Source organism: Oryzobacter terrae (assembly GCF_042756445.1).
GTDB classification, from domain to species: Bacteria; Actinomycetota; Actinomycetes; order Actinomycetales; family Dermatophilaceae; genus Oryzobacter; species Oryzobacter terrae.
In genome coordinates, this window is record NZ_CP170578.1 from 2,199,005 (window position 1) to 2,219,525 (window position 20,521).

General features: G+C 64.3%; 20 protein-coding genes. 11 read left to right on the forward strand and 9 right to left on the reverse strand.

Annotation, left to right across the window (positions count from 1 at the left end; genetic code table 11):
* Positions 1-9: 9 nt before the first annotated feature.
* From ACFWN3_RS10375 to dndB, 5 genes are read right to left on the reverse strand one after another with little or no spacing between them, the layout of a single operon-like run.
* Positions 10-1,458 carry a DNA phosphorothioation-associated putative methyltransferase gene (locus ACFWN3_RS10375; protein ID WP_377639272.1) on the reverse strand — a complete coding sequence of 483 codons (1,449 nt, stop codon included), beginning with the start codon at positions 1,456-1,458 and terminating at the stop codon, positions 10-12.
* Positions 1,455-1,847 (reverse strand): DNA sulfur modification protein DndE, encoded by a 393-nt coding sequence (gene dndE / locus ACFWN3_RS10380; RefSeq protein WP_377639274.1) that lies wholly within the window; start codon positions 1,845-1,847, stop codon positions 1,455-1,457. Before dndE ends, ACFWN3_RS10375 begins: the two co-directional genes overlap by 4 nt.
* Positions 1,847-3,823, reverse strand: coding sequence for a DNA sulfur modification protein DndD (dndD, locus tag ACFWN3_RS10385; RefSeq protein WP_377639276.1), 1,977 nt, complete (start codon positions 3,821-3,823; stop codon positions 1,847-1,849). The genes dndE and dndD overlap by 1 nt, the downstream gene beginning before the upstream one ends.
* Positions 3,820-5,355: a DNA phosphorothioation system sulfurtransferase DndC gene (gene dndC / locus ACFWN3_RS10390; RefSeq protein WP_377639278.1), complete on the reverse strand. Its 1,536-nt coding sequence runs from the start codon at positions 5,353-5,355 to the stop codon at positions 3,820-3,822. Before dndC ends, dndD begins: the two co-directional genes overlap by 4 nt.
* Positions 5,352-6,506, reverse strand: a complete 1,155-nt coding sequence (gene dndB / locus ACFWN3_RS10395) for a DNA sulfur modification protein DndB (RefSeq protein ID WP_377639279.1) — start codon at positions 6,504-6,506, stop codon at positions 5,352-5,354. Before dndB ends, dndC begins: the two co-directional genes overlap by 4 nt.
* A gap of 92 nt (positions 6,507-6,598) precedes the next feature.
* Between dndB and dndA the strand changes: the two genes are divergently transcribed.
* The gene (dndA, locus tag ACFWN3_RS10400; RefSeq protein ID WP_377639281.1) at positions 6,599-7,789 is read left to right on the forward strand and encodes a cysteine desulfurase DndA; all 1,191 of its coding nucleotides are present in this window, start codon (positions 6,599-6,601) and stop codon (positions 7,787-7,789) included.
* Between the two features lie 55 nt (positions 7,790-7,844).
* Positions 7,845-8,246, forward strand: coding sequence for an Lsr2 family protein (locus tag ACFWN3_RS10405; protein ID WP_377639283.1), 402 nt, complete (start codon positions 7,845-7,847; stop codon positions 8,244-8,246).
* Positions 8,247-8,441: 195 nt separating this feature from the next.
* Here ACFWN3_RS10405 and ACFWN3_RS10410 read toward each other — a convergent pair whose 3' ends face one another.
* Positions 8,442-8,630 carry a helix-turn-helix domain-containing protein gene (locus ACFWN3_RS10410; RefSeq protein ID WP_377639285.1) on the reverse strand — a complete coding sequence of 63 codons (189 nt, stop codon included), beginning with the start codon at positions 8,628-8,630 and terminating at the stop codon, positions 8,442-8,444.
* A gap of 82 nt (positions 8,631-8,712) precedes the next feature.
* On the reverse strand, positions 8,713-10,068 hold the full coding sequence (locus ACFWN3_RS10415) for a hypothetical protein (RefSeq protein WP_377639287.1): 1,356 nt from the start codon (positions 10,066-10,068) through the stop codon (positions 8,713-8,715).
* 399 nt (positions 10,069-10,467) lie between these two features.
* On the opposite strand from ACFWN3_RS10415, the gene ACFWN3_RS10420 reads away from it, so the two are divergent.
* The 7 genes from ACFWN3_RS10420 to ACFWN3_RS10450 all read left to right on the forward strand — a co-directional run bounded on the left by ACFWN3_RS10420 (position 10,468) and on the right by ACFWN3_RS10450 (position 16,234).
* Positions 10,468-11,133 carry a hypothetical protein gene (locus ACFWN3_RS10420; RefSeq protein ID WP_377639289.1) on the forward strand — a complete coding sequence of 222 codons (666 nt, stop codon included), beginning with the start codon at positions 10,468-10,470 and terminating at the stop codon, positions 11,131-11,133.
* Complete coding sequence (locus ACFWN3_RS10425; protein ID WP_377639291.1) at positions 11,130-11,444, forward strand: hypothetical protein; 315 nt, start codon at positions 11,130-11,132, stop codon at positions 11,442-11,444. Before ACFWN3_RS10420 ends, ACFWN3_RS10425 begins: the two co-directional genes overlap by 4 nt.
* A gap of 335 nt (positions 11,445-11,779) precedes the next feature.
* Complete coding sequence (locus ACFWN3_RS10430) at positions 11,780-12,073, forward strand: hypothetical protein (RefSeq protein WP_377639293.1); 294 nt, start codon at positions 11,780-11,782, stop codon at positions 12,071-12,073.
* A gap of 275 nt (positions 12,074-12,348) precedes the next feature.
* The gene (locus ACFWN3_RS10435; RefSeq protein WP_377639295.1) at positions 12,349-13,425 is read left to right on the forward strand and encodes a restriction endonuclease; all 1,077 of its coding nucleotides are present in this window, start codon (positions 12,349-12,351) and stop codon (positions 13,423-13,425) included.
* A 486-nt stretch (positions 13,426-13,911) separates the two neighbouring features.
* A complete protein-coding gene (locus ACFWN3_RS10440; protein WP_377645579.1) occupies positions 13,912-14,433 on the forward strand; it encodes a transposase in 522 nt (173 codons plus the stop codon).
* 157 nt (positions 14,434-14,590) lie between these two features.
* Positions 14,591-14,764: a hypothetical protein gene (locus tag ACFWN3_RS10445; protein WP_377639297.1), complete on the forward strand. Its 174-nt coding sequence runs from the start codon at positions 14,591-14,593 to the stop codon at positions 14,762-14,764.
* Positions 14,765-14,905: 141 nt separating this feature from the next.
* Complete coding sequence (locus ACFWN3_RS10450) at positions 14,906-16,234, forward strand: pentapeptide repeat-containing protein (RefSeq protein WP_377639299.1); 1,329 nt, start codon at positions 14,906-14,908, stop codon at positions 16,232-16,234.
* A 136-nt stretch (positions 16,235-16,370) separates the two neighbouring features.
* Here the strand turns inward: ACFWN3_RS10450 and ACFWN3_RS10455 are convergent, their stop codons facing one another.
* Both ACFWN3_RS10455 and ACFWN3_RS10460 read right to left on the reverse strand, forming a co-directional pair.
* Positions 16,371-16,715: a hypothetical protein gene (locus tag ACFWN3_RS10455; RefSeq protein WP_377639301.1), complete on the reverse strand. Its 345-nt coding sequence runs from the start codon at positions 16,713-16,715 to the stop codon at positions 16,371-16,373.
* 187 nt (positions 16,716-16,902) lie between these two features.
* Positions 16,903-17,973 (reverse strand): DUF6602 domain-containing protein, encoded by a 1,071-nt coding sequence (locus ACFWN3_RS10460; RefSeq protein ID WP_377639303.1) that lies wholly within the window; start codon positions 17,971-17,973, stop codon positions 16,903-16,905.
* A gap of 1,030 nt (positions 17,974-19,003) precedes the next feature.
* Here ACFWN3_RS10460 and ACFWN3_RS10465 point away from each other — a divergent pair.
* Together ACFWN3_RS10465 and ACFWN3_RS10470 are read left to right on the forward strand one after the other, a co-directional pair.
* On the forward strand, positions 19,004-19,213 hold the full coding sequence (locus tag ACFWN3_RS10465; protein WP_377639305.1) for a helix-turn-helix domain-containing protein: 210 nt from the start codon (positions 19,004-19,006) through the stop codon (positions 19,211-19,213).
* Positions 19,210-20,517: a tyrosine-type recombinase/integrase gene (locus ACFWN3_RS10470; protein ID WP_377639307.1), complete on the forward strand. Its 1,308-nt coding sequence runs from the start codon at positions 19,210-19,212 to the stop codon at positions 20,515-20,517. The genes ACFWN3_RS10465 and ACFWN3_RS10470 overlap by 4 nt, the downstream gene beginning before the upstream one ends.
* Positions 20,518-20,521: the final 4 nt, after the last annotated feature.

Sequence of the window (20,521 nt, forward strand, 5' to 3'; positions counted from 1 at the left end):
GCGTCGGGGTCAGCCTCTGACGAGGCGGTGGCCCCGCAACGCAACGCCCGCTGCGGCCAGCGTCGCCTGCCAACCGTTCAGCGTGCCGATTCGCTCCGGGTTCTCATAGAGCCCTGCCCGCATCTCGGATCGGGTTAGCCGCTCGTACAGGGGACGGCGCGGGTCGTCGCCCCCGAGGAACTCTTCCTTGCGGTGAAGCAAGGGTGGGTTCTCGGATCGGCTGTAGTCCCGCCACTCGACCGTGAGCTTCCGGAGATTGACCGTTATAGCCGAGCGAAGCGTCGGGTGAGGATCACGGTCGAAGTCGGGATAGGTTAGGTACGAGACCTGAGGCTGGGTCACCGACAGTTTGATCATGTTGGCCTGGTCGACCGTCCCGGCGAGCACGCGTGCGCACCCCTCGTAGACCTGAAGCACCGGCGGGATCTCGGCCATGGCGGAGCGATAAACGTAAAGCGCGCTCGGGGTTTGCTTCCCTACCTTCGAGCTGCGCGCGTTGACGTAGAGCATCGCCTGATCGCCACATGCCAGAAGCAGCCGATCTGCCTGAACGCAAGCTTCGGCGTAGGTCCCGAACAAGGTGCGAATATCCCGGCCTAGGGATTCATCGAGTTGCGAGAAGCGTGGACGGCGCCCAAACCGCGAGAGCGCCACGTAGTTAAGCAGCTCAGCTCGTCGGTGAGCGGTGACCTCGTCCCAGTAGGAGTCTTCGGTGACTTGCCGGATCAGCCGCCGGGCTTGGCCAAGACTGCCGATCGCCTCGTGAATGGTCTGCAAGGCGTCAGCCGGGAGCTCGGATGGTCGCGGTGCCCGCGCGTGATGCCGCATGAACGCGAACAGGGGCTCGAGGACCAGCTGATTGGCCTCGTACTGGAGCTGAGGGTCGATGGTGACTCGAGGCCGGTAGGTGTAGACCCGTGAGGCCAGAAAACGTTGGGCCGCCGCGTCATCGCGGAACACGTAGAAGATGCCGGGCGCTGCCGCGTGCGGCTGCGCACCGAGCTTCTCCTCGATCCAACGGGCCAGCTCCGATTGCTCGTAGAACTTCTGGAAGCTGCCCGTGCGAGTGACGAGCCCATCCCCCATCGGTCGGCCCACCAGGTCGCGGGCGTCCCATGTCATGCGCGCCGAAACAACCAGCACGCCTTCGGTCAAGTTCCAGGCTGAATGGAGAGTCTCCGCGCGCTCTCCCGGGCTTTCGATGACGTTGATGACGTAGCCCAAGTTGACGACGTGGGCAGGACGACGTTCCGCCCTTGGCCGGTGAGTCGGGTCCCAACCATCGATGTCATAGCCAAGGGCTCGGAGGTGACGGATGTCGTCACCCTTGCCACACCCGTAGTCGAAGATCGACTCACCGACGGCGAGCAACCCGTCTGCGGCAGCCGTCGCCAAGGGTCGAGATAGGGCGACCCGGGTAAGCGCCGTCTTATGACGCGCGACGGGCGGCGAACTCATGCGGCTGGCGACTCGCCTAGCCCGACGCTGGCAAGGCCGGCAACGTCGGTGACGCGCGGATCGCCGACGAGGTAGCCGATCCCACGATGCAGGTGGAGCCGGAATTGCTGGGCGAGGGTCTCCTCGTCGAGCGGAAGCCCGTCGTTGTGGCACCGCAGTCGCATTGCTGCCCAAAGCACGTCGCCGAGGTCGCCCCCGAAGGTTCGCCAGTTCATCTCAACGTTGCTGTCGAGGGTCAGCTTGATGGCCGGGGGCTTGGCCGGCTCGGCAAGCGAGCGGCACAACGCCCACCGGCACAAGACGTTCCAATGTGCGATACCGGTCCGGCGCTTGAGGGTGATGAGCTGGTCCCGAGCCTGCTGGGAGAGCCGGATGTGTTCAATCGCCATCATTCGCTCCAGAAGTAGCCGTCGACGACGTACGACGCGTTGGTCGTCGCGTCGAACTCCAAGTGGTAGGCGCGACCCACGCGCGGGGCCATGCGCTCGTACGCCACTTCGTCGATCTCTGTATCGGTAGACAACAGGATCACCTGATGGCTGGCCTGCGGGAAGTAGCGCTCAAGCAGGTGCTCGCGGTGAGTGCCGTCGAGGCGCCCAAGTGGCGTGTCGATGACAACCGGTAACGGTTGCCCGGCTGCCCGGGCAAGGCCCCAGAGAAGTGCAACAGCAAGGAGCTGGCGCTCCCCCGCGGACAGGTCCTTCGCAGGAAGCCTGTGGCCATCAACGCCCGTCAGGGCCACGTCGTGGGTGTCTGGATCGATCTGTACGTCGGTGATCAGGTTCTCCTTGCGGAGCAACATGCCGAGCGCTTCCATCACCAATTGGGAGATGCGCTCCAGGTGGCGTCGGGTCGCGGCCACGCGCAGGGTCTCCAAGGTTGCCCGGACTCGGTCGACGTGCTCGACGAGGCGTCGATCATCATCGGCGGCCAGGTTGGCGTGTGCCGCCTTGTCGAGCGTCGCCTCGTAGGCGTCGTGCGCCTTGGCGCGGTCGGTCCGCGCGCTGTTGAGCAGTTCCGTCGCTACCGAGTAGGCGGCCTCCGCCCGGTAGAGCAGATCGCGCGCCCCTTCGCGCTTGGCATTGAGCGGAGCCAGCGCCTCAGGATCGGGGATTGCCGCAAGCACGCGCTCGGCCTGCTCGCGCTCCGCCTTGAACATGGCGCGCCGGTCGACGGCCGACTGGAGCCGAGTTCGGGCTTCGGGCAGCGTTGAGGCAAGAAGTCCCTCAAGCGCGACAGGATCGGGAAACCCAACGATCGCTTCGACATCTGCGGAACTGCGCCGAGTCTCTCGGTCGTCCGCAAGGAACTGCTCGACAGCGGTCAGTGTCGATGCCTTTACCTTGGCATCCGTGAGCTTCTGCAGCAACGCGTCGTCTCGGGCCATGAAGGCCTCAACAAGCAAGGTGTCGCGCTGCGCGTTGGCCTCCACCCGTACCTGTTCACCGAGCTGGCCAAGCAGCCCACCCAGCTGTAGCAGCGGCGACGCCTCGGCGAGCTCGTGTCGGATTTCGTCTTCGCAGCGAGCCAGACCGGCGCGCACCATGGCCGCGGTGGATTCGGCAGTCTCACGCTGCTCCAGCAGATCCCCACCGGCCGCTCGGTACGCCTCAGTCGCCTCGTGGAAAAACTTTTGCGAGCGCTCAAGCTCCGCTAGGCGGGCCGCCTGTGCTTCGGTGGCAGCCTCCTCGCCCTGACGGTGAGCCGTGACGAGTTGCTTCTTGTCTTCCACTGCCTGACGAAGAGAGTCGGGCACGTGCTCGCTGCGGTGCCGGCGCTTCAGTACAGCCAAGTCCGTCGTCAACCGCTCCACGAGGTCGAGACCGAGCAACGCCGCAAGGGCTGAGCTGAGGACCTGACGGGACCGTTCAAGGTCTGCCAGCGCCTCGATCTGCTCACCGTCGAAGAAGAACAGGCCAGCGATGCCGCGAGGCAAGAAGGTTTCGACATGCTCGCTCCAAGTCGAGGTCAACGCCTGGTTGTGGCGTTCGTCAACCGACACAAGCAGGATCTCGCGGATCGAGGCACCTGCGCCCTTCCAGCTCCTTCTGATCCAGTACTTGCACTCACGACCCTCCTGGTGGGCGGTGAAGGTCAGCTCGATGGCCGCACCTTCGCTGGCCGGGACGCCGCGATGGACGAGACCACGCAAGTAGTTCTCGTAGCTGCCATTTCGGCGTCCGGAGGCATGCGCCAAGGAACCGTAGAGCGCCAGCTGGATGGACTCCAGGATGGTGGTCTTGCCGGCGCCGTTCAGACCACCGACAAGCACGATCGGCCTATCGACAGAGGGCGGGGTGAGGTCGATGACGTGACGCCCTGCGAATGTGCCGACATTGTGGAGCACCAGCCGATTGAGGATCACTGGGCCGACTCCGAAGCCATGCGTACGTACCCGTCTGCCACGTCGAGCGGGTCCGGAGACCCGTCCTCAGCGTCAGATGGTGTCCGATCGATGGCCGCCTTCCGCTTGTGCGCTCGGGATGTCGCGTCTTCCTCATCGTCGTAGAAGCCGCGCCGCAAAGCCTTCTCCAGCGACTCAAACAGACCCGCGCGACGGACCTGCGCCCGGTGGCGCTGCTCAACGTCGAGAAGCTCGCGCACCAACTCGAAGTGGAGGCGATCCTCCCCCACCACTTCGAGGAGGGACTCGATCATGTCCGGCCCCAACGGCAGGTGCTCGTCGAGGGGACGTCCCGGATACCCCTCGCCTATTGCCCCCTCGTAGATGCCAGGCAGGTGATCTTCGAACTCATGCTTGTCCACCACCCACATGCGGCGGATCTCCTCGAGCTCCGGCAGCGTGATCAGATCGAGCGCCCTCACGTACTCCGGACCGTTCTCACGGATCCAGGCCTGCGCTTCAAGCAGCCGCTTCAGCCAGTCTTCACGGGCGGCCTGCGTGTACGGACCGTGAATCGGCCGATCGTGGAACAGCTGCACAGAGCCGTTCATCCGACGGAAGTCCCGGAGGTGTCGGTCATCTGCAACGTCCAGCGCGTTACGCAGATCCAGGAGCGGCAGCATCCACTCTTTCTCCTCGTCGTTCTGGATCATCGCGGACATCGACTTGTCCTTCTCGACGAGCGTGCAAGTCCAGCAGCCGAAGCGGCTGTCACCACAGCTTGGCGTGCTGGAGTCCACCACCAGCGGGCATTCCCCGTCCGCAGAGGCGCCCTGGTACATGGTGAGCAACTCCTTGTTGGAGTAGCCCCAGGGGTTCGCCGACTGCATCAGAAAGGTCCAGACGTCATCATTCGACCAGTTCTCGACCGGCGAGTAGACGAGTGCGTTAGGCAGCGAGTCGTTAGGGCTCAGCAAATCACGTACACGTCGGGACTCAAGCTTCGCCATGCGCGCGTGGCGGCCGGAGCTCTCCGCCTTGCGAGTACCCAGTACGAGGATGGCCTCACCGTGCGAACGCACCATCTCGCGGATGAACGAGTTGGAGGGCTTGATCTTGAGTCGTTCGGTGCACCAGCGGAACTTCGGACGTGGAGCCGGGTAACCACGGCCAATGAGGTTCACCCAGAAGGTGTCCGACACAGTCGGCGTCAGCCGATGCGGCGTGAGCGGCAATCCCTGCTCCTCGGCCGCTGCGGCCATAACGTCGAGCGAGTGCGTCACCCACGCCGCAACCACTGGGTTCTCCACCAATGTGTCGGTGCTGATCACGTGCACCGGCTTGGTGCGCTGTTCCGGTTCCAGCCCAGCAAGAGCTCTCCACACGATCTGGAGTACCGCGGTCGAGTCCTTGCCCCCTGAGTAGCCAACAACCCACGGCACCCCATCGGCCAGGTAGAGCTCCTGCGTCTGCGCCACAAGCGCATCGACGGAACCGGCGAACCCGAGATCATCGAACGCTGAGCGCGGTCGAATTGGCAGGTTGATCGTCATTTCTCTCCTCGCGTGAATCCATCTTCGGCACGCTGCTCGTCGGGTGGAAGCGGCATGCCAAGAACCGTCCGGATGTACGCCGTCGTCAGCTCAACGTTCGTCCGGCTCTTGCTCACCTTGCCGGCGTTCGTCGCCCGACCTTCCCAGGTCTCCGCGTTGTTGCGATGCCAGTCGATCGTGCGCAGCTTCTTGAGCCGCGTCTCCCACGTAGACGGGGTCTGGCTTTCCCGCAGCAGACTATTGCCGACGCGACCCAACGCGTGCAGCACGATGCTGTGGGTGTGGATAAAGTCTTGGCGCACCTCACCGGCTGTGATATCACCGCGATAAACCTGCTGCCAAACTGGGAACTGCTCAGCGACCAAGCGCCAGAAGTTGGCTGCGAGGTCGACGCGCTCGGTGAGCGAGTCCGGCTTAAGCTCATCCAGCAGCGCACTCGTGGCTGTGTGGAGCGCCGACAGCGTGAAGAGCTTGCGTGAGCGGGGGGCCAGGTTGCTGGACTCCATCTCAGTCAAGTCGCTGAGCAGTGGAGTCTGCGACACCACAAGCCGCGAGATGGCGGCCATCGGATCTCGGTGGTCGTAGAGCACGCCGATCGACTTGGCCGGGCGGATCGCATAGCGGTTCAGGTCGGCAAACATCTGCTGGCAGCGATCCAGACCTACGTCGATGAACATCACGATCGCGATCGTCTCGTCACCCATCGAGGGGTTCTCCAGCAACGCCTGCTGGATGGCGGCCCTGCGATGCTGGCCATCGTTGATCACGAACGTGGCTGACATGGGAATGGTCAGCGTGCCGACGCGCTCCTCAGGTCCCTTACCACCAGCCAGGGACTCGAACCGCACCTCGGCGTTCACGCTGGCTGTCAATGCGGAGAACGTGTAGCTGTCGGGGTTCTCGACGATGTAGCGAGCCATCTCGGGGACCCGCGCCTTGTTCAACGATCGCTGAGCGCGCATTTCGGGCGGCAGCTCTTCCTCGTTGAACACGAACAGGCGTGGGATCAGACGCAAGGGGCACATCGTGACGTAGTACTCGTGCCCCGCCTGGATGCCCCGGATCGCCGGGAAGACATACTCGAACTCGCTCGACCTGACGCCAATGGACGGGCCGCCCCGCGGTGCTTCCACCGTGCCCCTCTCTGCCATACAGTAGTCCTACCATGTACGGACCCCAACTTCCAAACAACTGCCCTCCATGGTCCGAACAACTGTCCGTACCACCGGTTAGGCTGCGAGATATGACCTTAGTAACCCCTACCGACAGCAACGCGGGCGAGCGGTCACAGCCCGACCGACCGGTCTACTTGGACTTCAACGCCACCACACCCATGGACCCTCGCGTCGCGGACGAGGTGCTCCGCTTCATGTCCTTCGAGTTCGGGAACGCCGGGAGCCGCACCCACACCTACGGCCAGGCTGCCAAGGAACGGGTCAACCGCGCTCGCGACGAGATCGCGGCGGTCGTAGCGGCCAAGCCGGACGAAGTCATCTTCACGAGCGGGGCAACCGAAAGCGACAACCTAGCGATCCTTGGGCTTGCCGCCCACGGTGAAGCCACGGGCAAGCGGCACATCATCTCCACCCAGATCGAACACAAGGCCGTGCTCGAGCCACTCGAGATCTTGGCTGCACGCGGCTTCGAGGTAGAACTACTTGCTCCGAGCCAAGGTGGTTGGGTGTCGTCCGAAGCGGTGGCTGCTGCTGTTCGGCCCGACACGCTTCTGGTGTCGGTGATGGCGGTGAACAATGAGACCGGGGTCATCCAGCCACTTGAAGGGATCGCCGACTGCCTGAGCGAGCTTGATGCGTACTTCCACGTCGACGCCGCGCAGGCCTTCGGGAAAACCATCGAGCTGCTCCGCAATGTGCGCATTGACCTGCTTTCGATCTCGGGCCACAAGATCGGCGGGCCCAAGGGAATCGGTGCACTCATTACGAGGCGACGCGGCTACAAACGGCCACCACTCGAGCCGCTGATGCATGGCGGAGGTCAGGAGCGGGGGCTACGACCGGGCACGCTGCCGGTCGCACTCATCGCGGGCCTCGGGCTGGCCTCTACAATCGCGCTCAAGGAATCGAAGCAGAACGCCGAGCGCGCAGCTGCCATAAAGGAAGAGCTTCTCGCCGCTCTCCTACCTCTAGGGGCCGAACTTAACGGCGATCCAGAGCGGACAGTCGCGACCACGCTCAACCTCTCAATCCCTGGCGTGGACTCAGAAGCAGCAATCGTCGCTCTGAAGGACGTCGTCGCCCTGTCCAACGGCTCGGCCTGCACCAGTCAGAGTTACGAGCCTAGTCACGTCCTCCTGGCAGCAGGGCTTCCCAGGGACCGAATCGAAGCTGCGCTTCGCCTCTCCTGGGGACCGACCAGCGGCACAGTCCCGATCGACGCTCTCGTCGAGCGATTACGGCGACTCGTCAGGCATTAGGCAGCCACGAACGCAAGCCTTCCGTAGGGTCTGGAGTCAACGAAGGGAGCCACGCATGGCGCGGAGAACTGTCGTCGCCTACTACTCGGATCTCAGCGGCGTCGAGATAGACGACAAGGGCGTCGGGGTGCGCTTCGAACTGGACGGCATTGCCTACGAGATCGACCTGGCGGAGGACGAACTGGACGCGTTGCGCGCCGCATTCGCACCATTCGTGGCGGCCGCGCGACCGGCACGAACCGAAGCACAAGGACAGTCGCGCGCATCCGTCACGGCACCCGGTCGCGACGATCCGACTCCGAGCGCTATGCGTGAATGGGCCAGGGAGAACGGATTCGATGTGCCGACGCGGGGGAGGGTTCCCGAGCTCGTGCGCGAGGCGTACAAGGCGGCCAACTCGCACCGAGACGTCGCCACCATCAGGCGCCTTCTAACGCCGGTCTCGAACCGGCGTTAGATATCGGCGTCTGCTTACCGCATGGGCCGGAAACGGCGTACAGGGAGCAGGCCGCCATCGACGCAGCGTTTTGATCATCCCCGGCAGCAGCGAGGAGGTTAGAACGTAGAGGCGCACGCGCGCCCTAGCCCGTGTCGCGGCATGAGTGGCCCCTGCTAGGACCGGCTCGATTGTGACTTCGTCGGACGGCTACACCTAGCGGGGGTTGTCCTTCGTTGGAACCTGCCGGAACAGGGCATCTACCGCCTTGGGCTCCACCCGGATCAGGCGCCCCGACCTGTAGGCGACCAGCTCGCCGTCGATGATCCGCCGGCGGAGCGTCTTCACGCTGATGCCAGTGCGGTCGGCGGCCTGAGCCAACGACTCGTATCGCCGCTTGGCCATGCTCCTCAGGATATAGCGACGGGTTGCAGCCTGAGGATCACCGGTGCCGAAGCGGCGATGAGACGCGGGTTCGCAGTCCGATTCACTCTTCTTCAGGCGTCGCCACGCCGGGTTCAAGATCCGGCTCTGGCTGCCCCCCATCGGGGGCATGGCGTCCAAGCCTCCTGATTCTGAACGGGGAGGCGATCGTCTTTCCAACGCCTCTCACGGCTGTGACTGCTAGGGCCTCGTCGGGTACCCCGTCACCGTCGAGGTCGACACTGCGGAATGGCCGGACAACACGGCCAGCAGCCTTCGCGGCCGTGAGCACATGTGGTGCGTCGGGCACCCCGTCGCCGTCGCGGTCGACCCAGCGGAATGGCCGGGTGACTACTCCAGCAGCAGTCACTGCACCGGTCCCAACAGCTGCAGCGCCGGTGCTCACACCTGCCCCGACCGCCTTCGCGGCATCATCTAGCGCCTCAAGAGCGCGATTGGGTTGGTCGTCGACCCTTTCGGGCTTGGTAGGAACGCCGAGGTGGTCCGGAAACGCTGGTGGCGCCTCCTCGAACGCTGATCGGGACGCGGCAACAACCTCGCGGCCAAAGACGAACCTGGTCGCTCCGCCTACCAAGGCGCCGACACCGTATTCAACGGCCGTCTGTTGCTTGCCATCTAGTCCGGTTCGAACGTCCTCGAGGACCCCTGTTTGGACTCCTCGTACGAGGCTCTGGGCCTCCCCGCCCGGCAGTGAATCGGCGAGCGTGTTTGCCCAGTGCGACCAGTCCTTTCGGCCGTCCGCGATGGTCTGCCCAACGTTGACGAGCCCCGCGTCCGACGCCTTGGCCAGGTCGGTGGCCATCGTCGCGATCTGCTGTTGAGTGACCCGGCCGTTCGCGAGCCCGTACACGAGGGCGTGTGCCTGCTGCTGGTCCAATTCAAGGCTGTGGATGTCGGCGACGGCTAATGCGAAGAGTGCAGTGATCTCGAACTGGAGTTGCGCATCTCCAGCCGGAAGCATCCCGGCGCCCCTTTGCGCACCCGTCTTCGCTGCACCCAGGGCCGCTTGTTTTCCTGCGGCTTTCATCGTCTCCTTGGCGGTCTTCTTGGCAGCCGCCTTACCCGCTCCCTTGGCGGCCGCCTTGCCACCGGACGCGACGGCACCGCCACCAGGGATCAGGGAGATACCGACCTCGATGGCAACGGACCCCACCGTGATGGCCGCACCTGCGGCGCTGATCGCGGTGACGTAGTGATGCTCGAGCATTCTGATCACCTCGGCGGGCGTCGCATCGGGGTGCCGGCGGCGGAGCCTACGGACGTACTTGCGCGCCATGCCGCGACGACCGGTGACGGCATTGTCGATTTCGCGCTCAGCGTCCTTCTCGACTAGCGCAGCCTCGAGTGTCACTTGCAGTTCGCCACCGTCGCTCGGCGAAGTGGTCAGATCGTTGTCCACGCGTTAGCCCTCCCTGGCAACTCGTGTCCCACCCTAGGTACGAAGGCCCCGTTTGGGCCCCTTGTTGGGGCAATTGCGCCTCGTCTCGCCAGGGGCAGCTGAGTGGATCCGCATCTCAAGTCGCGCAGCGCATGTCGAACCACCTCTGACGTCGACGGGGCGCCACCTCGCGGCGCCGAGGCGCGGCTCCGCCGACACCGTCGCAGTGGACCAGGAGCGCAAGAAGCAGGTGGAACAGAGTCTTACATCGGCACGCGAATCGGCCGGCGAATAGTTGGCGGGATTAGTTTGCTGCGCGCACTAACCGATTAAGCATTTTGTTGCGCCAGCCGCCCCCATGCTGACAATTGAGAGTCAGCAGCCCACCAGGGGCTGGCACTGACGCAGAGGACACACCCCATGAGCAAGCTCCGCCCGGCCTTCGCGTACGGCACATCGGCGAACCGCGATGACCTCAACGACTACCTCCTAAGCCGTGGCTTCTACCGCTGGGACGACGCCACCGAAACCGACACGGACATGGCACTTCTGCCCGATCGACGGCCAGTGCTCCACAGACAACTCGCCTGGGCGGAAGCCACAGACTTCGAGGATCACGGGATGCAGCGACCCACGGAGGTCCCGCAGACCTTCGTCGCAGACCAGCTCTCATCCCTGGGCCCCGACGTCGCCTGGCAGGCAGCCGTAGTAGGCCTAATGCTCGAGCGGGTGGGGTCGGTCCACATCGTCGGCAGCGCCGATGGTGACCTAGAGGAATGGTTCAAGAGCCAAACGGCGAACGAAGGGTGGAAGCCCATCTACCGGCGGATGGACGTACTACGAGACCTGGATCAGGCGAAGGGTGTTCTCCCGCAAGGAGACCAGCCGACGGATGTCCGGTGGCTACCCACCACGATCATCCGCACGTGGTCCACGGCCTGCGATCGGGCCCAGACTCTCAGGGACGCGGGGCAACCATTCGGTGCGATCGCCAACACCCTCGCCGTCGAGGGATTCAGCAACCGTCACGAGCGGGTCACTTGGTACCCCATGCTCGCCCGCGAGGCGTACGAGGCGGGCCAGTGAACCGGCGCGAGCTGCGCCGCACCCGTGCCATGGAGCGGCTCAGCATGCAAGCCGACGTCGTGGTCAGCGCGCACGCGCAGGCCCGTGCTAGCGAGTTGGGATACAGCCTGGACGACGTCCTGCGCTGTGTGGTGCGGCCGGAGCAGACATACGGTTCGCCGGCACGCTACGGACCTGACCGTCGCGTCTACCAGCGCGGCACCGTGGCGGTAGTGGTGCACGAGGGAAGCCGAGTCGTGGTCACCGTGCTACTTCGCACAATCGACGACTGGGTCCATGGCCAGGACACCCGACACGGCATCGCTTGCTGACCCTTCTCACCGAACTGCCGACCGCGTGAGAGGTGATGCCGCGCCGCGGCGATATGACGCATCCTCCGCTGGCCAGCCGAGGTTAGGTCGGTGGCTCCGGGAGTGTTGCCGCGACGGCCGCTCGGAGCTCGGCGACTTCCCTTGTGAGTTCTTGGATGTCGCGTCGGGTGGCTACGAATCCAACCCGTCGCGGCGCATGATCAGCAGCCGAAGGGCGATACAGACAGGCGAATCAGAGCAAACCCGCTGGCAACCGCTCGGCCGATGCCGTTGTAAACGGCTCTAGAGCCACCTCTACTCTGAGGATCCAACACGCGACCAGACGGAGGCTCCGCATGATCAGATACGACACCGCGCCCGAGGCAGCAGAGTCGTCGTTGCGCAGCGCTGGGGACGAGCACAGCAGAATCGAAGATGAGATCACCGAGCTCGAAGGACAGATGGAGCACCTCGAAGCGGAGGACTGGGAGACCGCGGAGGAGGAGGCTGATCTGTCACGCAGAATCAATGAACTGGACGCCAAAATCAGCGACCTGCAGACCGACCTCCAATCTGCAGCGGAGTATCTGTCGAACACCCACGACTACTGGTTCGAAGAGATCGACGATGATGAGGAAGGCGACGAGTAGAGGTCACCTGCCTCAGCCAGCATCGGGCCCTCGCAAAGAACGGTCACGCGTTTCGACCCGTCGCCAGCTGGCTCAGCCCTGAACTGCAACGCATTGCCACGCAGGGCACCGCTTGGCGGCGAAGAGACGTACCTCGCTCCGCCCTGTCGCGCCGACGAGCGCCCCTTCCTCACGCAGATGAGGGCGCGTCCGAGGCGCGTGCGGGTCTCCTTGGGCCTCAGGTCCTATCCTCCACCGCGATGGTCGTAAGCAAGTGGGCGCGTTAGGGTCACCGCGTGAGTAAGGCGAAGTTCCGCTCTCCCCGGCACAGACGTCGGATCGAGGTGGCAGATTGGCAAGATGCTGAGGAGCTGGCCCGTTGGCATATGGAGATAGTGCTCGCCTTCGGAACGGCAAGACGAACCGCTGCGGGAGCTGATCGCGGCCTTGACGTAGTGGCGCAAGACGCAGTGGCTCAGGTCAAGCACCATGCCCGGCCAACAGGGAGCCCGGCGATCCGGGATGCGCGCGGCGCAGCCCATGATCGCCAAGTGGTGCTCTTCTACTCGCTCAACGGCTATAGCCACGAGGCCATCCGCTTTGCGTCTGCGGCCCAAGTGGCCCTATTCCGCTACGACATATATGGGCGTGTCCGCCCCGTCGGTGCACAGGCCAAGGCGACGCTAGATTCCGCACATCACCGGAACGAGGCGCTTGAGGCCGTTTACCAACGGAAGCAAGAGCGCCTTAGGACCAAAGACGCAGCGAAGCAAGAGCGCCTCCGGGCGAAGCAAGAGCGCCTCCGGGCGAAGCAAGAGCGCCTCCGGACAAAGGCCGCAGGATGGCGGCGCGAACTTGCCGAACGGAGATACCTCTGGGCCCAAGAGGACCTCCTCTGGGAGGTTCAGGCGTCAGTGATGGAAGGGTTGGCACCGAACCTGTTGCCAGAACACCTCGAACTTCTGCGCGAGCGCCTACAGGTTCTCACCGAGCGCGTTGTCCAGCTTCACAAAGAACTGACGTGTCTTCCCGGGGGCGCGGGAGGTGGTCTGACGGGGGAGGGGAAGAGTCCCGGGAGAGGTCCCAAATACCTGGAGGAGGTGCCGCGATCCGCGAATCACCTAAACCTGCTAATCCGTGACCTCGAGAAACTCGGAAAGTGGGGATCGATCCTTCACGTCGAACTCCGTAAATGGGTCGTACAGATATCGGAAGCAACCACGGTGGCTAGCCGCGTGTGCGACGAGGCCACCAACGAAATCCCGGACGAGGTACTTCGGCGAATGTGGCAGGAGGTCAAAAGGGAGAGCGGGGTCACGGCAGACATGCAACGTGAATACCGAGACGTCGTTGCGCAACTTCAGATCGTCTGACCGGTGGAAACCCCCCCAAATCGAACACCCCGTGACTTTGGGGGAGACTCGCGGTCATGCCGCGATCCGTGTGGGCTACTGGCGGCGTAGAGACGCACCTCAGTGCGTGCTGTCATGCCGACGAGCGATCGTGCTGTTTGTGACTCGGGGCCTTGATCGACCTTGTCGACGATGTCCGAGCGCTCGAGAGGGTACCGGAATGCTGACCTGGTACGGATCGTCGTCGCTTACAGGCGGGGCCGATACTTCGCCTTCGCTTCTGTCTTGTAACTCGCCTCGGCGCTAGCGAGTCACGGACAGCCGTCCTGGTATACCCGGGGCTCGGGGTGGCCAACTGTGTTGCGCAGTCGGTGCTGCATCGCGTTACTCTCGGCGTCCGATTGGATATCTCCGCCACGAGAATGGCTTCCGCACTCGCAATCCCAGTGCCAGTGCACACACTGGCGACCGTCGTGCCAATAGCGCCCATGCTCGTGAGTGGTCCTCATGCGCATGATCAGACCACGCTCCGCCTGCTATTGCACGGAACCCATCGGCTTGGTTTCCAACCTGACGTGGATCCGGAAGGGCCGAACTACCTCGAGCGGAGCGGGCGAGCGCGTCGAGGTCGAGGTCGCCTGGCAGTGTGGCCAACGGGTCCGCTCCGCGTACCACCAGGACAGTCACTTCGCCGGCCGAGCGATCGCGGAGACAATCGTCTCGACGCTGCGCACCTGCCCTATCCCGGAGGTGGGCCGCCTCGGCGCGACCCTGCGCCGATGGCGCCACGAGTTCCTCGGCTACTTCGATACCGACGGCGCCAGCAACGGCGGCACCGAAGCCGTCAACGGGCTCATCGAGCTCCACCGCCGCATCGCCCGCGGCCTCCGCGATCGAGACTACCGCCTCCGGATGCTCCGCATCGCCGGCGGACTACCGATCCCACCCACGCTCGTCCGTGAAGAGCACCAACGTCGTCGACCGCGACCTAGGCGAAGCTGCAACGGCGATCAGGGCACCGGGCCGTGAGGCTGGCATCGCACCCGGATCGGCGCTGTCCTCGGAGTTGGTCGATGGCGCTCATCATCACGTCGGCGCAACTCGCGAAGTACTTGACGAGCGCTCCGCCCGTGCGTCATCCTGATCGACTTTGCTCATCCAGACAAACGGCATGCAGAGGACAACCATGGCAAAGAAGAGCGGACGCTGCGGCTACAGCAAGACCAGCTACTCCTCCAAGGGCGTGAGCGCAGCGCGCCTCCATCAGAAATCCGGCTCCAGAAGCTCCTTCGGCGGCTACACCAAGGTCAACCACGGAGACGGAGCCTTCACCATGAAGAAGACGAGCAACCCGAAGTAGTCGTAACGCTCGACAGGTCACCCTTCGTCACCGCCGCAACTCAATCATGCTCGCCCCATCAACCAAGACCGGCCCTCCGCTTGACGGGGGCCTCCAGAGACACGCGCTAAGGGAGTCAAGTTGTCTACAAACGAGAAACTCGTGGCCGAAGGCCTCCGCATCCTTCGCGAGCCACTGTCGCTCTTCATCTGCCAGGAGATCCAGAAAGAGTACGGCGACTCCTGGTGGGCCGAGGGCGTACTGCAGACTCTCGTATACGAGAAGCTGCGCCCAACGGTGGAGAGCGTCCTCAAGTTCTACCGGCTTCCCCAGTCAGGCAGCGTCGAGGATTGTGCGAGTGCGCTCGACATCAGCGTGTGCCTGATCCTTCTCACGAAGCACGGGTACCGCATCTTCGACAAACTGCTCGGCAAGGAGCACAAGAACTGGGCGTTCGAACTGATCAACGTTCGGAACCAGAACAAGCATCCCACCGGCGAGGACCACGCGAGCGACTTCACTTGGCGAGCGCTCGACACGATGTACCGCCTCATCAAGTCGATCGACGCTGACAAGGCTGCGGAGTTGGTGACTCTGCGGTCAGCAGTCGACCTCTCCGAGTACGGCCAAGCTTTCACTGCCTTGGCCGGCACTTCCACCCCGGCAGCCGTGCCCAACGTCGTGACGGCCACGTCGACACCACCTTCTTCGGGCCTTGACTCCCCGAGCATGTCGGCACCGGATCTTGACGAGGACCTGGCTGTCCTCGGGCCGAACTTCTCAGGCGCTTTCCTCCGGGACATGGACTTCGCTGGTGCGAACCTCGAAGGCGCAGACTTCACCGACGCGAACCTGATCGGCGCGAACCTCGAAGGCGCAGTTCTCAGGCGCGCCACCTTCAAGAACGCGAACCTCGGCGCCGCGAGACTCGCCAACGCCGACCTGACCGGGGCAACCTTCCAAGGCACCGACCTGTCGCAAAACATCGACGGTGTCTGTCGCGGAGCCGACTTCACCGGCGCGAAGCTCGACGGCGCAACCCTCAACTTCGCCGGCGCCCTCCTGCGCAACGTCAACTTCCCTGGTGCGAACCTCGAAGGCGCAGACTTCACCGACGCGAACCTGATCGGCGCGAACCTCGAGGGCGCAGTTCTCAGGCGCGCCACCTTCAAGAGCGCGAACCTCGGCGCCGCGAGACTCGCCAACGCCGACCTGACCGGGGCAACCTTCCAAGGCACCGACCTGTCGCAAAACATCGACGGTGTCTGTCGCGGAGCCGACTTCACCGGCGCGAAGCTCGACGGCGCAACCCTCGACTTCGCCGGCGCCTTCCTGCGCAACGTCAACTTCCCTGGTGCGAACCTCGAAGGCGCAGACTTCACCGACGCGAACCTGATCGGCGCTAGCCTTAAGGGAGCGATCCTTCGAGGCGTCAACTTGAAGGGCGCCAACATCAAGGATGCCAACACGTCCAACGTCCAGTGGACATGACATCCCGACGTCGTGCGCTCCGCCGAAACCCGCGCAGTTCACAACCGCATCAAGGGGGCACCAGTCGGAGTGCGCAGCGCCTTGGGCGGCAAGACCGATGTTCCCACATCCGTTGCTGCCACCCGCTCGCCGACACCTACACCAGAACGGTCATCGCCCCCCACGCGACGAGAGCGCCCACGATGGCACGCACGATCACCTGCGTGATCGTGTGGTGATGGCGAACGACGCGAGCCCACCCGACAAGCGCGACTAGCGGGGACAGAAGCAGAGCCCACGCACCGAACACGACAACGAGCGCACCTACAGAGCCGGCGGTCACCCCGGCGTGGATGGAGATCTTCCAGAAAGACGAGGCTGCCAGGGCGACGGCGGCGATGGCTCCGACGAGTGCGAAGAGTTCGTGAGGTGCATCCAGGAGCGCGATGACTCCGAGTCCGGCGGTGACCGACACGAGTCCGATCGCGGCGATGAGACGCACTCCGATTCGCCCTGCAGGGCGATGAGTGGATCGCCCGGTCGGACTGACTCATGCGTGCGGCCTGGGCTCGCGTCAGACAACGCGTGCAGCGGGACGCAGATACCTGTCATCGTGGGTCAGCAGCGATCTGTGAAGGAGCGCTCGAGGGAGATGTTGGCCTCGTCTTCTCCGAGAACCGAGATATTTGCTAGCCCTCGCCCTCGCCCTCGTCCGCGGCCCTCTTGAGCTCGACTCTTTCGTACGCAGTGGCTGCCGCTTCGTAGGCGGCAGCGTCCTGCAGGTCTGGGCTCGCCTCTGAGCGGGGCAACATATGCCATACGTCGTTGACAGGGGTTTCATGTCGAAGCTGCGCCCCGTACTTGCGGGCAACTCCATGCGCGAATAGGACCGAGCCCGTCAAATGGGAAAGCAGATCGCTGACAAACTCATAGAAGGCGCTGAACTGTTCGCCTTCGCGTTCCCGGAACAAGGTGGGGTATAGGGGTTGCTCGTCGTCGAAAACCGAGTGGCGTGCTTTCGTTGCATGGCCAGTTCTCGGGTCCGTGGTAGCAAAGCTGGCGTAGCCAGCACCCAACACCACGAGAGCGTTGACCATGTGGACGCGGGGCAACTGGCCGTTGATTGCGACGAAGCGGTGCACGAGCTCCTCCAGATCCTCGTCCTTCGAGAGACCGCCGGCGACGATCGCCGTGAACGCGCGCGAGGCATCGTCGGGGCGGGCAAAGGCGCCACCACGATTCTCGACAACCCGGTTGAAGGATGGCGACGGATCGACGTGCAGCCGACTTACGGTGACCAACTTCTTCATCGCGGCCTCTAGGTACTCGACGTTCAGACTCTGCTTGGCTTCGAGCACGCCGTAGACACCCTCGATCGGATAGTGCCACCGCCGAGAACCTTCTGCCGCACCTGCCTTGATCGCCGGAAACCAAGTCGCGTTGTAGATGACCACATCGCAGTCGCCCGCCGAGCGCCACTCAGAATCGGAGACCACTCCGGCCCTCACTGAGTACCTGTCAGGAAGCAGCCGGGTCAATTCGTCTCGCAAGATGTCCTCGAACCCGGGACCGGAGTCGAAGTTGTCGATGTTCATGCGGCGCTCCAACTCCGCACGCAGCATGAGCATGCGTTCAACGCCAAGGCAGCGCTCGAAGAAGGCTTGCTTCAGAGAGTCGTGAGTGAGGGGTCGTGGGAACCAGCCTTTTGAGTTGGGATTTGCCAGTGGGGGGTCCCACTCCTCCGGTGTGTCCTCAGCCATGGACGCAGCCTAGAAGGGTTACGCGGTTATGGGGTCAGCTGATGCGATTCGCCACAGATCCACGCGAGCATCGCCCCCGCCTACGCCTCCCTCCATCCTGGCGCGAGCGAATCCGAAGCTGGGGAGGGGCGGAGTTGTGACACCTGCGCCTGCCAACGGATGGGCCGGTAAGGAGGCACGTCGAGATGCGCGCCGCGGGCCGGCAGCCGTTGCGCCACGCGGCGAAGAGACGCGGGTGTGAACCGTTCGTCTGAAACCCGCGCGGCTGTCCCTCGGGCCGGGGGGACCCGCCCCGCGGCGCGGGTGAGGCACGTCTTTCCAAAGGGGCGCGTTGCGCTCAGTGGGCGCTATGCCGCAGCTGGAAGGCTTTGGCGCCCCCCCCGGCGAGGGCCGGGTCGGCGCTCCCCGCAGTCTCAGTCTTAGTCTCAGTCGCGGTCGTTCACGCCCGTCCGGCTGGTGCCTGTGCATGCTCGCCGAGGGGCTGCTAGTGCTCAATGACCGTCGATGAACATCGTGCGGCAGACCTCGAGAGCGTGTGAGGGCTAACGCCCTCCGTGGGTTCATATCCCACCGCCATCGAAGGTCACCTGTAGAGCGGCCGGTCGGAGGCAGAGTGCTCCGATCGGCGTTTCCATTGTGGTCTCATTTTCGGTCGCTCTTGTCCTTCCATCGCTCTTCCTTCGAGCTTCCGCGAGGGGGGCCTGTGCACGGCGGCGGGGATGTTGGGTGACACCAGATGGAAGGCTCAGTCGACTGCAGGAAGCGCTCTCGGGCCACAGAGCGATCGCTGACCATTGGGCGATGCGATGGGGGCCCAGCAGACGGGCCGAACTAGAAAGTGTCGGGTTATGAGAAGGGTCTGTCCCCTGCGCCCGCGGGGAAGGTGGACTTCAGTCGAGGAGGGTGCGGACCTGAGCGTCGGGGTCCGACGGATCGTGACCCCTACCGCGGGTGAGCGGTGCGTAACTCACAGATCGGCCGACCGGATCGTCGCCACCGGCTCGAGCCACCGAAGAAGGGACTCACGCTCATGACTGACGACGAGGTTCGCTTGTTTCCGAAGTGGCACACCGTGGCGGAGGTCGCCGTGCTACTGGGCTACGGCGAGACGAAAGTCCGCATGCTCATCGCCCAGGGCGACCTGAAGTCGGTTAAGGACGGACACGCTCGTCGTGTTCTGCCGCGCTGGGTCGACGAGTACATCGAGCGGCGATGCGCCGAGTCTGACGCGATCGCATGACCACGCTGCGCCGGCTGAACGGGGAGGGGTCGTTCTACAGGACCAAGAACGGCGGCTACCGGGCCTACGTGTGGGTCACACTCCCCGACGGCCGGCGCCGACGGAAGTATGTTTACGGCCGAACCCGTGAGGATGTCCAGGCTAAGTGGACGGCCCTCCAAGAGCGGGCACGTCGTGGGCCTGTTGTGCCGAAGTCACCGACCGTCGAGTCCTACATGACCAGTTGGCTCGACAACGTTGTACGCCCGGGTCTTGCCCCGTCGACGACGCAGGCCTACGAGATGTGCCTCCGGCTCTACATCGCCCCGCTCATCGGGACACGTCGGCTCGACCGGCTCACCGTCAGCGACGTCCAAGGTGGGGTCAACCGGCTTCGCCGCACCTGCCAGTGTTGCTCCCAGGGCAAGGACGCTAGACGCGCCAAGCCCGAGTGCTGCGCTATTGGCGACTGTTGCGGGCAGCTGCCCAGCGACTCGACGGTCCACCAGGCGTGGCGAGTCCTGAGGGCCGCGCTCAGCGCCGCGCAACGTGATGAGCTCGTTCATCGAAACGTCGCCTCGCTGGTCCGGATGCCCATGCCACGCTCCCCGAGGGCCAAGATCTGGACCGCCGCCGAGGCGTCCCGGTTCCTCCAGTCCGCCTCGACCGACCACGACCCGCTCTACGCCGCCTACGTCCTCTTGCTCGTCCTCGGCCTCCGCCGTGGCGAGGTCCTCGGACTCGGTTGGGACGACATCGACCTCGACACGGGACAAGCCCGCATCTCGTGGCAGCTCCAGCGGGTCGGCCACCAGCTGCTGCGGACCCGCACAAAGACCCGAAGCTCGGACGCCGTCCTGCCGCTACCTGACGTCTGCGCCCAAGCCCTTCGGCGTCGGCGCGACGAGCAGACGTCCGGTGCAAAGGCCGCCGGCGAGGCATGGCATAACTCCGGACTCGTCTTCACTTCTTCGCTCGGCACGCCAGTGGACCCCCGCAACTTCCACCGCGACTTCAAGAACCGTGCCGCGGCCGCCGGCGTTCCAGAGATTCCCGTCCACTCGACCCGACGCACATGCGCTTCCCTGCTTGTCGAGCTGGACGTTCACCCGCGCGTGACGATGCAGATCCTTCGCCACAGCCAGATCGCCGTGACCATGAATATCTACGCCCAGGTCGCCCCCGCCAGCACCCTGGCAGCCCTCGCCAAGCTTGGCGAGGCCTTCGTACCAACGAGCACCACCGACGAGGACCCCGCGTTGCTGCAAAACACTGCTGCAAGCGACATTCAGCGGCCCTTCCCTGAACTCGAAATGGACCTCTGACCTG

Coding starts and splice junctions, on each gene's coding strand:
- ACFWN3_RS10440 (WP_377645579.1), top strand. CDS start 13,912: ATGCGCATGATCAGACCACGCTCCGCCTGCTATTGCACGGAACCCATC.
- dndC (WP_377639278.1), bottom strand. CDS start 5,355: ATGACGATCAACCTGCCAATTCGACCGCGCTCAGCGTTCGATGATCTC.
- ACFWN3_RS10430 (WP_377639293.1), top strand. CDS start 11,780: ATGATCAGATACGACACCGCGCCCGAGGCAGCAGAGTCGTCGTTGCGC.
- ACFWN3_RS10410 (WP_377639285.1), bottom strand. CDS start 8,630: ATGGCCAAGCGGCGATACGAGTCGTTGGCTCAGGCCGCCGACCGCACT.
- ACFWN3_RS10470 (WP_377639307.1), top strand. CDS start 19,210: ATGACCACGCTGCGCCGGCTGAACGGGGAGGGGTCGTTCTACAGGACC.
- dndA (WP_377639281.1), top strand. CDS start 6,599: ATGACCTTAGTAACCCCTACCGACAGCAACGCGGGCGAGCGGTCACAG.
- ACFWN3_RS10420 (WP_377639289.1), top strand. CDS start 10,468: ATGAGCAAGCTCCGCCCGGCCTTCGCGTACGGCACATCGGCGAACCGC.
- dndB (WP_377639279.1), bottom strand. CDS start 6,506: ATGGCAGAGAGGGGCACGGTGGAAGCACCGCGGGGCGGCCCGTCCATT.
- ACFWN3_RS10445 (WP_377639297.1), top strand. CDS start 14,591: ATGGCAAAGAAGAGCGGACGCTGCGGCTACAGCAAGACCAGCTACTCC.
- ACFWN3_RS10465 (WP_377639305.1), top strand. CDS start 19,004: ATGACTGACGACGAGGTTCGCTTGTTTCCGAAGTGGCACACCGTGGCG.
- ACFWN3_RS10375 (WP_377639272.1), bottom strand. CDS start 1,458: ATGAGTTCGCCGCCCGTCGCGCGTCATAAGACGGCGCTTACCCGGGTC.
- dndE (WP_377639274.1), bottom strand. CDS start 1,847: ATGGCGATTGAACACATCCGGCTCTCCCAGCAGGCTCGGGACCAGCTC.
- ACFWN3_RS10405 (WP_377639283.1), top strand. CDS start 7,845: ATGGCGCGGAGAACTGTCGTCGCCTACTACTCGGATCTCAGCGGCGTC.
- ACFWN3_RS10460 (WP_377639303.1), bottom strand. CDS start 17,973: ATGGCTGAGGACACACCGGAGGAGTGGGACCCCCCACTGGCAAATCCC.